The sequence below is a fragment of the Paraburkholderia sediminicola genome (assembly GCF_046026895.1).
In the GTDB taxonomy this organism is placed as follows: Bacteria; Pseudomonadota; Gammaproteobacteria; order Burkholderiales; family Burkholderiaceae; genus Paraburkholderia; species Paraburkholderia sediminicola_C.
In genome coordinates this window covers 22,856-36,608 of record NZ_JAQQEU010000030.1, presented here as the reverse complement: position 1 = coordinate 36,608, position 13,753 = coordinate 22,856, and the positions used below count along the sequence as shown (strand labels likewise).

Sequence of the window (13,753 nt, the reverse complement as noted above, 5' to 3'; positions counted from 1 at the left end):
CGGCACGCGCAAGGGTGAGAGTTTTCGGGACTTGCGACGCTGAGCGCCAGGGTCGCGGCAAAAGGTGAAGCTCAGCAAGCCCTGTTCACGCACCTGCGATGTAAAGTTCGCCGGCGCGATGAACGTTTATCAAGTCGTGGGAAAGATTCAGCCGATCCCCGGCATAGTTTTCCGTACAGCTTGAAACGCCCGACAGTCAAGGATCATGGGCCTCTCAGGGAATGAGCCCAGCGTCACGAAAGGCGTCATCGGTAACCACGCCTAGCGGTGCCTCACACAATAAAACCTGGCTCACCGAAAGAGTCGAACTCTTCGCGCGTCACGCCGCAAAAATCACCTTCCGCAGACAGGCGTGTGTCAAAGGTGAGCGTTTTCGGGACCCTCGCAACGGTGCGACATTGACCACACACCGCATCACTTCAGGAAATCCGGCGCGTCGAAAGCATTGCATGTTAAGCGCGCTCGCGCCCAACCGCGCCCTTCACATTTCGATCAGGAAGCGCTCGCGATTCTTGCCGGCAAGCCACGCGGGCGAGCGGCCGCGACCGCTCCAGGTCTCGCCGGTTTTCGGATTGCGATATCTGGCGACCGACTTCGGGGCCGCCTTGCGCGCCGGCTTGCGCTCGGTCGTGAAACCGAGTTCCTCGGCGGTCAGGTCGTATTCGGCGACCTTCTGCTTGATGTCGGCGATCGCTTGCGCCACTTCTTTCTCGCGGGCCGCGGCGACTTCCCGGTGGAGTTTTTCGAGCTCGGCGGTCAACTGTTTGTACGAGGCCATGGCGGTGCTCCCATCGATTGACGAATTGCAGTGCGGACACTACCAGATGAATAAAGTGTCGGATAGAAAGACCTGCAATCGTATCGCGCCGGTTGCGCGTCGGCCCGGGGGAGGCGATCAGTGCACTCAGTCGTCGATGGAATCGTACACGCGGCGCTCGAAGTCGACGGACATCGGAAACGGTTCGACGCCGCGCCGCTGGATCAGCATCAGACCGATCAGGTCTTCCCCTGGATCGGCGAACCAGCTGGTGCCGTAAGCGCCCGGCCAGCCGAACGAGCCAACCGAGCGATAGCCGAGCGCCAGTTGCTGGGCGGGATCGTCGACCACCGACAAGCCCAGCCCGAAGCCTTGGCCCGCCCACAGCACATGCCCGAAAGCCGGCACGCGACGCTGGTCGCGCGTCAAAAAGTTGGAGCGCATCAAATCGACCGAGCGATGCGACAGCAAACGCGTCTCGCCGACGCGCCCGCGTCCGAGCAACAATTGCGCGAATTGCAGGTAATCCTGCGCGGTCGAAACGAGCCCGCCACCGCCGCTCTGAAAGCGCGCCGGATTCGCCCAGCGGCTCGCCGACGGATGATCCTCGACCACGCGCCGCTGCGTGCCGGGCTCGACGCCATACGCGGTGGCAAGCCGCGCAAGTTGCGCGTCGGGCACCCAGAAGGCGGTATCGCGCATGCCGAGCGGCTCGAAAATGCGCGTTCGGAAGAACTCGCCGAGCGGCAAGCGGCTCACGCGCTCGATCAGCACACCGAGCACGTCGGTGGCGACGCCGTAGTGCCAGCGCGAGCCGGGCTGGAACATCAGCGGCAAACCCGCGATGCGCGCGAGCCATGCGCCGCTGTCCCCGTGCGCTTCGAAACCGTTGGAAGCGGCCGCGTAGGCTTCGGCCAGCGGCCCCGTGGCGGTGAAGTGGTAAGCGAAACCGGCGCGGTGCGTGAGCAGATCGAGCACGGTGAGCGGCGCTTTGGCCGGCTCGGTATCGTCGAGCGGGCCGGCGGGCTCGCGCAGCACGCGCGGCGCGGCCAGTTCGGGCAGCCATAGGGCGATCGGCGTGTCGAACGCGAGGCGGTCCTCTTCGATCAGCATCAGGATCGCGGCGCTGGTCACCGGCTTGGTCATCGACGCGATGCGAAACAGCGTGTCGCGCTCCATCGGCAGTTGCCGGGCTTCGTCGCGCAGACCGAGCGCCTCGAAATAGCCGATTTCGCCGCGCCGCCACACCATCGACACGACACCCGCGACTTCGCCGCGTTCCACATAGCCTTGCATGGCGTTGTTCAACGCCGCCAACCGCGTCGCGGAAAGTCCTGCTGGTTGCATGAGTGTCCCGGGTCAGTGGAAGCTCAATGATGGGAAAAGGTCTGGCCGCTCGCGGCGAGCTGGCCCGAGCCAGCCGTGAGGGCTATGTCGTTACGTTCGGCGATTCCGCTGCCGGGGCGTTCAGGCTTTGTGCCGCATTTCCAGCGCCGACAGCGCGGCATTCAGCCGTTTGATCCGGCTGGCTTGCGCCGGCACCCGGACCGCGCCGGAAACGACGTCGATGCGGCTGCGCCAATAGGACAACGGAATGCCATCTTCAGCGGAAATATGGGAAATAACACGTTCCAGATGTTCAATATCTTTTTCGAGTTGCTGATGATTCATTGCTATCCCCGGAATCTTTGAATTAATTTCGACCGTAAATCGGAAGCATGGAACGTGCCGCGGTGGGCGCGGCAGTATAAACTGAAAGCGGAAAATCTTTCTCGATTCTTTTCCCCTCGGCAAAAAAAACGGAAAAACGTGCTTGTTTGTTAAACCCCGAACCGTGCGAACAGCATACTGCCGATTCACCTCCGCGTTCCGTTAGGTTCCGCACCGACTCTAGTCTGCGGCCCGCACCAGGCAGCCGTTAAGCGGCTATTTACTGGCGTGGGGGAAACATAGCATTCGGCCAGCCGCTAAAAAAGTTGCGCGCAAAACTCAGCACGCATGATAACCGGTTGCAGAATGCATATTAGACATAGCTTTTTATGACGACCATGCGAAATTTCCATGACTTTACTATGCCCAATGAGTAATTTTTGGGCACAGCAAATAATGCACGTCATATGACGAAGCCAACCGCATTAATTACCGGAGGGCTTCGCGACACGAAGGGAATATGCGGTGAACCCTCGCGCCAGCGTTTGTGCCGGCGCGGATTTGATTCTCTTTATTTCGCGCGGCACGCGTAAATCAGGCTGAGCGTGCCGCTTTCGCTGGACTGGCGCACCACGTCGAACGGGCCGCCGCAACTTGCGCTGGCCTGCTGCGAGCAGGAGTCGGAGCCGACCGGGCATTGAACCAGCGTGGTGGCGCGGCCATCCGGCAGAAACAGCGGCGCGCTGCTGCTGCACGCACCGAGCAAGGACAAAGCGCCGACCGCCAGCGTGGCGCTGGCCCGGCACGCAAAGGAGGATAGACTGCGTTTCATTGGAAAGCCCCGGTCACGTCTTTTTTTTCGATCTCGAGATTGTGCCACGGGGTGGTTGCACTGCGTCACTCGCCCCCCCGGACCGCCTCACACCTCGATGCCGTAGGCCGCGATTTTCTTATAGAGCGTCGCGCGGCCCATGCCGATCTGGCTGGCGGTGTCGATCACGCGGCCGCCGTTGGCGCGCAACGCGTCGCTCAGGAAGCGCTTTTCGAACGCGGCCATCGCGTCGCTCCACGATGCCGGCTCGGGCATTCCAGCGGCCGCGCCCGGTGCTTGCGATCGCGTTTGCGTTGGCGCGGTCACCTCGGTCGCTTGAAGACGCCGCCCGCCCGGCTGCGCCGAACCGATGTACGGCGCCAAGGCGCGCGCGTCGATCCGTTCGCTGTCGGAGAGCATGACGGCCCGCTCCAGCGTGTTGCGCAACTCGCGAACGTTGCCCGGCCACGCATACGAGCACAGCAACCGCAGTGCGTCGTCCTGCAGTTCGAAGTGGCCGCTCGCGCACGCTTGCGTCGACAGATCCTCGAGGATCGCGTAGGCCAGCGCTTCGATGTCCGATGAGCGCTCGCGTAACGGCGGCGCGTGGATCGTCAGCACGTTCAGCCGGTAGAACAAGTCCGCGCGGAAGCGTCCCGCCGAGACCAGCGCGGGCAGATCGGCCGAAGTCGCGGCGATGATCCGGACGTCGGCGCGCACGATCCGGTTCGAGATGAGCGGTTCGAACTCCTTGTCCTGCAACACCCGCAGCAGCTTGCCCTGCAACGCGAGCGGCATATCACCGATCTCGTCGAGAAAGAGCGTGCCGCCGTTCGCCAGTTCGAATTTGCCGACGCGGCCTTTGCGATCCGCGCCGGTGTAAGCGCCGGGCGCGGCGCCGAAGAATTCGACTTCGAGCAAGGTCTCGGGGATCGCCGCGACGTTGACGGTCACGAGCGGCTGATTCGCGCGCGCCGAGCCGCCGTGAATCGCATGCGCGAGCAGCTCCTTGCCGGTGCCGGTTTCGCCGAGCAGCAGTACCGGCGATTCGAGCTGCGCCGCGCGGCGCGCCTGACGCTTCACTTCGAGACAGGCCGCGCTCGTGCCGACGAAGCTGCCGAACGTGTAGCGGGCGCGGCGCGCCTGTGCGAGCGATTTGCGTGTCGCGATCAATTCTTCCTGCACGCGCGAGTAGTGTGAAAAGAGCGGCGTCAGCGCCTTCAGCTCGTCGAATAGCGCGAAGCCGACCGCGCCGACCGTCGCCCCGGCGTCGTCTTTCAGCGGCAAACGCGTGACGACGAGCGGTTCGCGGTCGGTCTCCATGATGTCGAGCAGGATCGGCTTGCCGGTGATGACGACCTCGCGCATCAGGCTGTTGGGAATCACCGCTTCGCAATCGCGGCCGATCGCCTGCCGCGGGTCCGAAAAGCCGAAGCGCGCCGCATAACGCTTGTTGATCCAGACGACGCGCGCATCGGCATCGACGATGAACGTGCCTTCGCTGAAATTTTCGAAGGTGCGAAAGAGCGAATCCATTGCCCGGCGCAGTACGTCGTCGTAGGTGGCGGGCAGGCCCGCCCAGTCGTTCATCATGCTGTCGCTGTCTCCGGGTATCGTTCTGACTGCGCTTGTCTCATTTTGTAGACAAGCTTATCTCATCGGAGAGAACGCCAGCAAGCCCTATTGATAAGGGTTTAACCTTGGTTAGCCTTATCTTCCGTTGATTTGCGTCCCGTTTCGGAGACGTTTGGGTACAATCGGCCGAACTGCGCTTCCCGCTTCGGCCACCTGATCAATGCATCGGCCATGGCAGCGGGCATGGCACGAAACCTGCTTCCACGCGGCGCCGTGCCGTCGCACCGTCAGGACGGCGTACATGTAGAACAACCAAGCCTTGGAGACTCAATGTCCTTTGTCATCGTCCTCGCCGCGCTGGCGTTCCTGATGTTTGCCGCGTATCGCGGCTATAGCGTCATTCTGTTCGCGCCCATCGCGGCGCTCGCCGCCGTCCTCGCGACCGAACCGGCCGCTGTCGCGCCGGTCTTTACCGGCATCTTCATGGACAAGATGGTCGGCTTCGTGAAGCTGTACTTCCCGGTATTCCTGCTGGGCGCCGTGTTCGGCAAGGTGATCGAACTATCCGGCTTTTCGGAGTCGATCGTCGCGGCCGCAATCCGCTATATCGGCCGCTCGCGTGCGAATGCGGTGATCGTCGCGGTGTGCGCACTGCTCACGTACGGCGGCGTGTCGCTGTTCGTGGTGGTGTTCGCGGTCTATCCGTTCGCCGCCGAGCTGTACCGCCAGAGCAATATTCCGAAGCGTCTGATGCCCGGCGCCATCGCGCTCGGCGCGTTCTCGTTCACGATGGATTCGCTGCCCGGCACCCCGCAGATCCAGAACATCATCCCGACCACCTTCTTCAAGACCACCTCGTGGGCCGCGCCCACGCTCGGCGTGATCGGCTCGCTGTTCATCATCGTGGTGGGTCTGTCCTACCTGGAATGGCGCCGCCGCGCCGCGATGGCGACCGGCGAAGGCTACGGCACGGAACTCGTCAACGAGCCGGAGCGCGTCGAATCGAAGCAACTGCCGCATCCGTTGCTGGCCGTCGCGCCGCTGGTGGTGGTGGGTGTGGCGAACTTCCTGCTGACCCGCTGGATTCCCATCTGGTACGGCCCGACCTTCACGATCACGCCGGACATCCTGCCGGGCCTCCACGCGCCGGTCGAAACCACGGTCAAGAGCGTGGTCGCGATCTGGGCCGTGCAAGGCGCGCTGCTGCTGGGCATCGTGATGGTCATGTTGACCGCGTTCGGCCGCGTCAGCTCGCGCTTTGCGGTCGGCACCAAGGCCGCGGTGGCGGGCGCGCTGCTGGCGTCGTTGAACACCGCGTCGGAATACGGCTTTGGCGGCGTGATCGCGGCCTTGCCCGGCTTCCTCGTGGTCAGCGACGCGTTGAAGAGCATTCCCAATCCACTCGTCAATGCGGCCGTTTCGGTCAGCACGCTCGCGGGCATCACGGGCTCGGCGTCGGGCGGCATGAGCATTGCGCTTGCGGCCATGTCCGACGTGTTCATAAAGGGCGCCGAAGCGGCGCATATTCCGCTCGAAGTGCTGCACCGCGTGGTCGCGATGGCGAGCGGCGGCATGGACACGCTGCCGCACAACGGCGCGGTGATCACGCTGCTGGCGGTCACCGGGTTGACGCACCGCCAGTCGTATCGCGACATCTTCGCGGTGACGGTGATCAAGACGTTGGCGGTGTTCTTCGTGATCGCGGTGTACTACGGGACCGGGCTGGTTTGATCGAGGGGAGGCGAGCCGCGCTGCGTGCTGTGCGGTGCGGCTGCTTGCCTGAGTTCGCTCTTGAAACACCCACTCGACTCCCCCGCACGAGTTTTGATCGGTTAACGTAGCGTTTCGACAATCGAAACGCGCCGACCTTTCCGATGAGCTCAAGCCCCAGCTTCTGGATGATTCCGCAGGCCCCGACGCCCGTCGGGCCGTTCTCCCACGCCGCCGAAGCCGACGGCTGGGTCTTCCTGACCGGCCAGATGCCGACCTCGCCCACCGACGATAGCGCACCCTTGCCGGACGGCGTCGTCGCGCAAACGCAGCGCGTGATGGACAACCTGGTGCTCGTGCTGCAAGGCCTCGACATGGGCTTGCAGCACGTGGTCGCTGTGCGCATCTTCCTGACCGAGTTCAAGCGCGACTATGCCGCGATGAACGCCATCTACCGCGCTTACTTTCCCGCCGACGCGCTGCCTGCCAGAACCTGCATCGGCGTGACCGCGCTTGCGCGCGATGCGCTGGTCGAGATCGACTTCGTCGCGAAGCGGCCGGGCTGAAGCGGCCGGGCTGTGAGCGTCCACGCCCGTGCTGAGAAGGCCAGCACTGCCAAGCTCGCGCGGCACTCGTCCGGCGCACTTACGCGCCACGTCAACCCGCCCCCCTCGACCCAACCCTGCATTAACGGCGAGACGCCTCACAAACGTGAGTGGTTTAGTGGGAGACCCTAAAGACCGTGGGGTTAATTGCCGTTATTCCTTGCGAACAAGTCAGCACCGCGCCCACGCGCGACAGCATCTGCAAGGAAAGTCATGCGCAACAACCAGCCTGTCACTGGGCACGAGTACGAATTCCCGTCGTCCCACATGCTTGTTTCCGCGACCGATCTGACCGGCCGCATCCAGTACTGCAATCCGGCCTTCATCGCCGTGTCCGGTTTTACGCGCGACGAGCTGATCGGCCAGCCGCACAACCTGATCCGTCATCCGGACATGCCGCGCGAAGCGTTCGCCGACTTGTGGGCGACCATCCGCGCAGGCCACCCGTGGACCGCCCTCGTCAAGAACCGTCGCAAGAACGGCGATCACTACTGGGTGCGCGCGAACGTCACGCCGGTGGTCGAGAATGGCGCGGTGGTCGGCTACCTCAGCGTGCGCGTGAAGCCGCAACGCGACGCGGTGCGCGCCGCCGAATCGCTGTATGCGCGCATGCGCAGGGGCGAATCGCGCGGCCTGATGCTGCGCCACGGCGTGCTGGTGCGCACCGGCTTGCGCGGACGTCTGCAGGCGCTGATGCGTCTGCCGGTCGCGACGCGCGCGGCGGCCGGCTACGTGCTCACGCCGCTGGCGTTGCTCGTGACCGGTCTCGCAGCTTGGCAAGGCACGCCGCCCGCGCCGTTCTGGATTGCGCTCGGCGTCGCCACGACGATCAGCGTCGTGTCGTGGCGAGTGCTGACGCGCCAGCTCGCCGCGCCGATCGACGACATGTCGGGCTTCGCGACCCGTCTCGCCGCGGGCGATCTGACCACCGATCTGGAGATCGCCCGTCACGATGACCTCGGCGATGTGCTGCAGGCCTTGAACCAGCTGAAGGCGAATCTCGCGGCCATCGTCTACGACGTGCGCGCGCAGATCACCGGCATGCTCGACAACGCGCGCGAAATCTCCAGCGGCAACGTGGATCTGGCGCGCCGCACCGAATTGCAGGCGGCGTCGCTCGAAGAGACCGCCGCCACCATGGACGAGCTAACCACCACCGTGCAAGCCAACGCCGATGCGAGCGTGCGCGCGCCCGACCTGGCGCGCGACGCCCAGGCGGCGGCGGCCGAAGGCGGCAAGATCGCGGGCCAGGTCGAGCAGACCATGGCCGGCATCACGGCGGCGTCGCGGCGGATCGCGGATATCACCGGCGTGATCGACGGGATCGCGTTCCAGACCAACATCCTCGCGCTGAACGCCGCCGTCGAAGCGGCGCGCGCGGGCGAAGTGGGCCGCTCGTTCGCGGTCGTCGCGGGCGAGGTGCGGATGCTCGCGCAACGTTGCGCGGCGTCGTCGAAGGAAATCAAATCGGTGGTCGAGGCAAGCGCGAGCGAAGTCGCCGCGGGCACCGAGCTGGTCGCACGCACCACATCGCAGATGCGCGCGATCGACGAGGCGGTGGGCCGGGTGTCGTCGATCATCGTCGAAGTGGCCAACGCGAGCAGCGAACAGGCCGAAGGGATTCGCCAGGTCAATCAGGCCGTCTCGCATCTGGACGGCGCAACCCAGCAGAACGCCGCGCTCGTCGAGCAGGCGGCGGCCACCGGGCAACGTCTCGCGGAACAGGCGGACGTGCTCGACGCAGCGGTGCGTCTGTTCACGGTCGCCGAGGCCACGTCCGCGCCGCGTGGCGGGAGCGGCGCGCAGCGCATGCTCGGGGCCGATGCGGCGAACCGCGCGGCGCCCGCATTTCACGCCAGCGCACCCGCCGCCGAGCAGGAAGAAGCGACATTGATCTGATAGATCGGCGTTACTCCCACCTCGACAGCCGACTATTGGCGCGTGAGGATGCAACCGTCAGCGCCCACTGGTTGTGGGCAGTTTGACCCGAGTAACAACGGCGTTTAGCAGCCCGTCCCTTTCCGGACGGGCTATTTTTTTGCCTGCATGGTTGGGGCGTCAATGGATGGTTGAAGCCGGGGCCTGTCGGGCTCGCGTCGCGAGCAGCGTTTGCGTTGTGCCGGAACGGCCCGCGAAGGTGAGCCAATACGGGAGCCGTTGTCCACGCGATTGCCGTGCGCCGCGAGTGCGCTCACACTTGAGTGCGCCCTATGCTGACTGCAACCCCAGGAGGCCGACGTGACCCCTTCCGACTCGCCGCGCGCGAACCCGCTTGCCGCGCACTTCGTCGCGATGGCGCGCAACAACGCGTGGTCGAATCTACGCCTCTACCGGGCGTGCCTCACGTTGACCGACGACGCGTTCGCCGAGCGCCGGGTGAGCTTCTTCCCATCGCTGCAGCTCACGTTGAATCACATCCTGCTGGTGGACCGGTATTACTTCGACGCGCTGACCGGCGGCGGCGAGGGGCTCACCATTTTTGACGACGAATTGCCCTATCCGCGCGCAGCCGACTTGTGGGATGCACAAGCGCGGAGCGACCAGCGGCTCGTCGCCTTCTGCGAGTCGCTCGCCGACGGCGATCTGCAACGCGACGTCCAGATCGACCGAGGCCCATTGGTCGGCATTCAGCAGGAGGCCGTCGGCAGCGTACTGCCACATGTGTTCGTCCATCAGATCCATCATCGCGGCCAGGTTCACGCGATGCTGAGCGGCACAACGGCCGCCCCGCCGCAGCTCGACGAGTTTTTTCTCGCCGCCGACGCGCCGCTGCGCACCGCCGAACTGCGCGAGCTGGAGCGCATGAGCGCGCCGCGCTAACCCGCGCTTTTAACCGGAAGGTGCGTCAGCAGCATGACAGCGATGGAGAAGACTCGCGGCGCCACGGGGCACGAAAAATGCATCCGTCGCGAGTGGGAGTCGCGTTAAACTGGTTGCCCCGCTTGGGATGTCACGGCACGCACTGGCGTGAAAGACGGCGCGCCAGCCTGCCCGTACAATGGTTCGATCAACAACGGAACAAGGACAACTTCGATGCGCATTACCGGGTCCTCCGGCTCAATGGCCCTGCTCACCGAATACGACGAAGCCACGGCGCGCGAACTCCGCTCGCTGCGCCTCGAATCGACAGAAGACGGCAAAGGGATTCTTCTGATCGAGGTCGACGAGCGCAAAGCGGGCATACACCGCGAGGTGCGTTACGAAATCACGCCTGCCGAGCTGATTGCCGCGATTCGTGCGCATGGCGCTGAATTGCCGGGCGAACAGCACAATCATCGTCAATGAAATAACGCATGCGGTATTGCGCTCGCGCGCGAATGCCGCATGTTTTACCGCTTTACCCGCATTGAATGGTGAGTGGCGGCACGCGGGCACGCGGCCTTCGCAGCGTTCCAATGGACAAGGTTCGAGCGCTTTGCATGCCGACGGGTTTCAATCTTTTTCTGTTTGTTTCGCTTGCGGCACTAATCCGCGCTTTGAATCATTCAACCTGCCGCAATAGCGCTCTTACCACCCGAATATCGGGCACCTTTTCAAGCCGTTTGCACGTCTTGAAAATGCGTCCATAATCCTTGCATTCTCCTTTGCTTTTGCCACCCCCGCCGCACCCGCAAGGGCCGCGGTTGTAAGCCAATGCTACATGATCTCGTCGAGCAATATGGGCCGGCGCTCGTCTTCGCCAACGTGCTGGCCGCCTCACTCGGGCTACCCGTGCCGGCGATGCCGTCGCTCGTGCTGTTCGGCGCGATGGCGGCCATGCATCCCGGCTCGGTCGGCACGCAATTGCTGCCGGTTCTGATTCTGTCGATCTTCGCCACGCTGATCGGCGACAGCGCGTGGTATCTCGCCGGCCGCATGTACGGCGGCAACACGTTGAAGACGATTTGCCGCCTGTCGCTCTCGCGTGACACCTGTGTGAAAAAGACCGAGCGCTTTTTCGGCCGCTGGGGCGTGCGCGTGCTGGCGGTGGCCAAGTTCGTGCCGGGCCTCTCGATCGTGTCGATCCCAATGGCCGGCGCCATGGGCACGCGCTACCGCACTTTTCTCACCTACGACAGCATCGGCGCCGCGTTGTGGTCCGGCACGGGCTTGATCATCGGCGCCTTGTTCGCGCGGCAGATCGACATGCTGTTCGCGATTGCCGGGCGGCTCGGCCGCACTGCCGCGCTCGTGGCGGTTGCGCTGCTGCTGTTGTACGCGGCGTACCGGTGGTTCCGGCGCCGTCAGTTGATTTCGAAGCTCGCGTCCGCGCGCATCGAAGTCGAGGAGCTCGCGAAGCTGTTCGCGGCGGGCAAATCGCCGGTGCTGTTCGACATCCGTTCCCAGGAGAAGCGCAAGCTCGATCCGTACGTGATTCCGGGCTCGCAATTCGCCGATGAGCGCCAACTCGACGAGATCGTCGCAACCTATCCGCACGATCAGAAACTGGTGATCTACTGTTCCTGCCCGAATGAGATCTCCGCGGCATGGATGGCCAAGCAACTGAACGAGGCCGGCTTCTCCGACGTGCTGCCGCTGCGCGGCGGCATGGAAGCTTGGCGCGACAAGGGCAAGCCGGTCGAAGCGCTGCCCCACACGCCGCCGCCGGTAGTCGCGGTCGACGACATCGCGCCGAAGGCCATATAGCGCGGCGGCGCATCCGCATCAGCGCGCCTCGCGCGCCGCGCCGCTTCGCCTCCCGTTCAATCCATCAATGAACACCGAAGGAGCGGTTCAATGCTTTCGACTCAGGAAGTTCCGACTCAGGAAGTTGAAGGACAGCAGACGGTTGTCGCCGACGCGCCGTTTTCGACGCTCTCGACGCGCATGCATCAGATGTTCCCCGCGCTCACCTGCGCGGAAATCGACCGTCTGCGCCGGTTTGGCGAGATCGGCCACTGGCAAGCCGGCGAATTGCTGTTCGAGACGGGTCATACCGGGCCCGGCATGTTCGTACTGCTCGAAGGACGCGTGAAAATCTATCAGCGCGACGGCATTGGACGCGAAGTCCTGATCAACGAACATGGCGCGGGGCATTTTCTTGCCGAGGTCGGCCAGTTGTCGGGACGGCCCGCGCTGGTGAACGGCATGGCGCTCTGCGAGGTGAAAGCGCTGCTGATTCCGCCCACCGGGCTGCGTGCACTGATCGTCGCCGAAGCCGAACTCGGCGAGCGCATCATGCGTGCGCTGATCCTACGGCGCGTGTCGCTGATCGAAAAGGGCGCGGGCGGCCCGATCCTGATCGGCAACAGCAGCGACGCGCGGCTCGTGATGCTGCAAGGTTTTCTGTCGCGCAATGGCCACCCTCATTCCGTGATCGACGAGCGCGATGAAGACGCCCTGCGTCTGATCGAGCAGTTCGCGGCGCAGCGGGAAGACATGCCGCTCGTGATCTGCCCGGACGGGACGGTGCTGCATCATCCGAGCATGCCGGAACTCGCCACCTGCCTCGGCCTGCTGCCCGACCTCGACGACTCGCATGTCTATGACGTCGCAATCGTGGGCGCCGGACCGGCAGGACTGGCGACCGCCGTCTACGCAGCGTCCGAAGGATTGTCGGTGATCGTGCTCGACAGCCGCGCGCCGGGCGGCCAGGCGGGCGCCAGTTCGCGGATCGAAAACTACCTCGGCTTCCCGACCGGCATCTCCGGCCAGGCGCTGGCGGGCCGCGCGTTCGTGCAGGCGCAGAAATTCGGCGCGCGCGTCGCGATTCCGGTCCACGTGACGGCGCTGAAGTGCGCGGAGTCGCCGTATCAGCTGGAACTCAAGTGCGGCGGGCATATCACGTCCCGCACCATCGTGATCGCGAGCGGCGCGGTCTACCGGCGGCCCGCGCTCGAAGGTCTCGACCGCTTCGACGGGCGCGGCGTCTACTACTGGGCGTCGCCAGTCGAAGCCAAGCTGTGCAAACGCCAGGAAGTCGTGCTGGTGGGCGGCGGCAATTCGGCCGGCCAGGCGATCGTCTATCTGGCCACCCACGCGGCCAAGGTTCATGTGCTGATCCGTAGGAGCGGCTTTGAGGCCACCATGTCGCGCTATCTGATCGACCGTATCCGCTCGCTGCCGAATGTGTCCGTGCATCCGAATTCGGAGGTCGGCCGGCTCGAAGCCGACGAGAGCGGGCTCGCATCGGTCGGCCTGAAAAAGCCTTTGCCCGACGGCGTCGATCATTTCGACACGCGGCATCTGTTCCTCTTCACCGGCGCGGACCCGAACACGGACTGGCTGCGCACCTGCGGCGTGCAACTCGACGCCAAGGGCTTCGTGTTGACCGGCACCGGCGCGGACGGCGTGGCCGCCTGCGATCTCGCGACGTCGGTCGAAGGCGTGTACGCGATAGGCGACGCCCGCGCCGGCTCGACGAAACGGGTGGCGGCGGCGGTCGGCGAAGGCGCGGCGGTGGTCGCGCAGATCCATCAACTGCTGGCGGCTTCCACTGGGGAAGCGGTCGCGCTCGGCGCCTAGAGCCATCACCAAGCGACTCGCCGGGCCTCCGTGATGCCAGCAGCGCCCAGGCTCGGCGTCCAAGGCCCCGGGAAGCAGGCCCCCCATGGCCCGGCCTCGCGGGTAACCGGCTGTTACACACGCCTTCAACTCGTTGCACCTGCGTGCCTTTCTGTCTCGTAAGATTGTCGTCAGCCGTTCGACAGCGAACGGCCAGCCCTT

The 13,753-nt window shown here is 64.6% G+C and carries 12 protein-coding genes; 7 read left to right on the top strand and 5 right to left on the bottom strand.

Translation table 11 applies throughout. The features are described 5' to 3' along the window. Positions 1 to 481: 481 nt before the first annotated feature. From PQR02_RS21185 to PQR02_RS21165, 5 genes are all read right to left on the bottom strand, one after another. A complete protein-coding gene (locus tag PQR02_RS21185; RefSeq protein WP_408235287.1) occupies positions 482 to 778 on the bottom strand; it encodes an H-NS histone family protein in 297 nt (98 codons plus the stop codon). A gap of 126 nt (positions 779 to 904) precedes the next feature. Then, positions 905 to 2,104: a serine hydrolase domain-containing protein gene (locus PQR02_RS21180; protein WP_408235284.1), complete on the bottom strand. Its 1,200-nt coding sequence runs from the start codon at positions 2,102 to 2,104 to the stop codon at positions 905 to 907. A gap of 120 nt (positions 2,105 to 2,224) precedes the next feature. Next, positions 2,225 to 2,428, bottom strand: a complete 204-nt coding sequence (locus tag PQR02_RS21175) for a hypothetical protein (protein WP_408235281.1) — start codon at positions 2,426 to 2,428, stop codon at positions 2,225 to 2,227. Positions 2,429 to 2,978: 550 nt separating this feature from the next. Next, entirely contained in the window at positions 2,979 to 3,239 is a 261-nt protein-coding gene (locus tag PQR02_RS21170; RefSeq protein WP_408235278.1) for a hypothetical protein, read from the bottom strand. An 87-nt stretch (positions 3,240 to 3,326) separates the two neighbouring features. Further along, the gene (locus tag PQR02_RS21165) at positions 3,327 to 4,811 is read right to left on the bottom strand and encodes a sigma-54 interaction domain-containing protein (protein ID WP_408235275.1); all 1,485 of its coding nucleotides are present in this window, start codon (positions 4,809 to 4,811) and stop codon (positions 3,327 to 3,329) included. Positions 4,812 to 5,123: 312 nt separating this feature from the next. Here PQR02_RS21165 and PQR02_RS21160 point away from each other — a divergent pair, with 312 nt between their 5' ends. From PQR02_RS21160 to PQR02_RS21130, 7 genes are all read left to right on the top strand, one after another. After that, the gene (locus PQR02_RS21160) at positions 5,124 to 6,524 is read left to right on the top strand and encodes a GntP family permease (protein WP_408235272.1); all 1,401 of its coding nucleotides are present in this window, start codon (positions 5,124 to 5,126) and stop codon (positions 6,522 to 6,524) included. Between the two features lie 143 nt (positions 6,525 to 6,667). Further along, the gene (locus PQR02_RS21155; RefSeq protein WP_149670623.1) at positions 6,668 to 7,069 is read left to right on the top strand and encodes a RidA family protein; all 402 of its coding nucleotides are present in this window, start codon (positions 6,668 to 6,670) and stop codon (positions 7,067 to 7,069) included. Between the two features lie 252 nt (positions 7,070 to 7,321). Beyond that, positions 7,322 to 9,007, top strand: a complete 1,686-nt coding sequence (locus PQR02_RS21150; protein WP_408235267.1) for a methyl-accepting chemotaxis protein — start codon at positions 7,322 to 7,324, stop codon at positions 9,005 to 9,007. A 339-nt stretch (positions 9,008 to 9,346) separates the two neighbouring features. After that, the gene (locus tag PQR02_RS21145) at positions 9,347 to 9,928 is read left to right on the top strand and encodes a DinB family protein (protein WP_408235264.1); all 582 of its coding nucleotides are present in this window, start codon (positions 9,347 to 9,349) and stop codon (positions 9,926 to 9,928) included. A 213-nt stretch (positions 9,929 to 10,141) separates the two neighbouring features. Continuing rightward, positions 10,142 to 10,393: a hypothetical protein gene (locus tag PQR02_RS21140; protein ID WP_408235414.1), complete on the top strand. Its 252-nt coding sequence runs from the start codon at positions 10,142 to 10,144 to the stop codon at positions 10,391 to 10,393. Positions 10,394 to 10,741: 348 nt separating this feature from the next. Beyond that, complete coding sequence (locus tag PQR02_RS21135) at positions 10,742 to 11,734, top strand: DedA family protein/thiosulfate sulfurtransferase GlpE (protein ID WP_408235261.1); 993 nt, start codon at positions 10,742 to 10,744, stop codon at positions 11,732 to 11,734. Between the two features lie 90 nt (positions 11,735 to 11,824). Continuing rightward, positions 11,825 to 13,552 (top strand): FAD-dependent oxidoreductase, encoded by a 1,728-nt coding sequence (locus tag PQR02_RS21130; RefSeq protein ID WP_408235258.1) that lies wholly within the window; start codon positions 11,825 to 11,827, stop codon positions 13,550 to 13,552. Positions 13,553 to 13,753: the final 201 nt, after the last annotated feature.

Coding starts and splice junctions, on each gene's coding strand:
- PQR02_RS21135 (WP_408235261.1), top strand. CDS start 10,742: ATGCTACATGATCTCGTCGAGCAATATGGGCCGGCGCTCGTCTTCGCC.
- PQR02_RS21130 (WP_408235258.1), top strand. CDS start 11,825: ATGCTTTCGACTCAGGAAGTTCCGACTCAGGAAGTTGAAGGACAGCAG.
- PQR02_RS21170 (WP_408235278.1), bottom strand. CDS start 3,239: ATGAAACGCAGTCTATCCTCCTTTGCGTGCCGGGCCAGCGCCACGCTG.
- PQR02_RS21180 (WP_408235284.1), bottom strand. CDS start 2,104: ATGCAACCAGCAGGACTTTCCGCGACGCGGTTGGCGGCGTTGAACAAC.
- PQR02_RS21165 (WP_408235275.1), bottom strand. CDS start 4,811: ATGATGAACGACTGGGCGGGCCTGCCCGCCACCTACGACGACGTACTG.
- PQR02_RS21175 (WP_408235281.1), bottom strand. CDS start 2,428: ATGAATCATCAGCAACTCGAAAAAGATATTGAACATCTGGAACGTGTT.
- PQR02_RS21160 (WP_408235272.1), top strand. CDS start 5,124: ATGTCCTTTGTCATCGTCCTCGCCGCGCTGGCGTTCCTGATGTTTGCC.
- PQR02_RS21150 (WP_408235267.1), top strand. CDS start 7,322: ATGCGCAACAACCAGCCTGTCACTGGGCACGAGTACGAATTCCCGTCG.
- PQR02_RS21185 (WP_408235287.1), bottom strand. CDS start 778: ATGGCCTCGTACAAACAGTTGACCGCCGAGCTCGAAAAACTCCACCGG.
- PQR02_RS21155 (WP_149670623.1), top strand. CDS start 6,668: ATGAGCTCAAGCCCCAGCTTCTGGATGATTCCGCAGGCCCCGACGCCC.
- PQR02_RS21140 (WP_408235414.1), top strand. CDS start 10,142: ATGCGCATTACCGGGTCCTCCGGCTCAATGGCCCTGCTCACCGAATAC.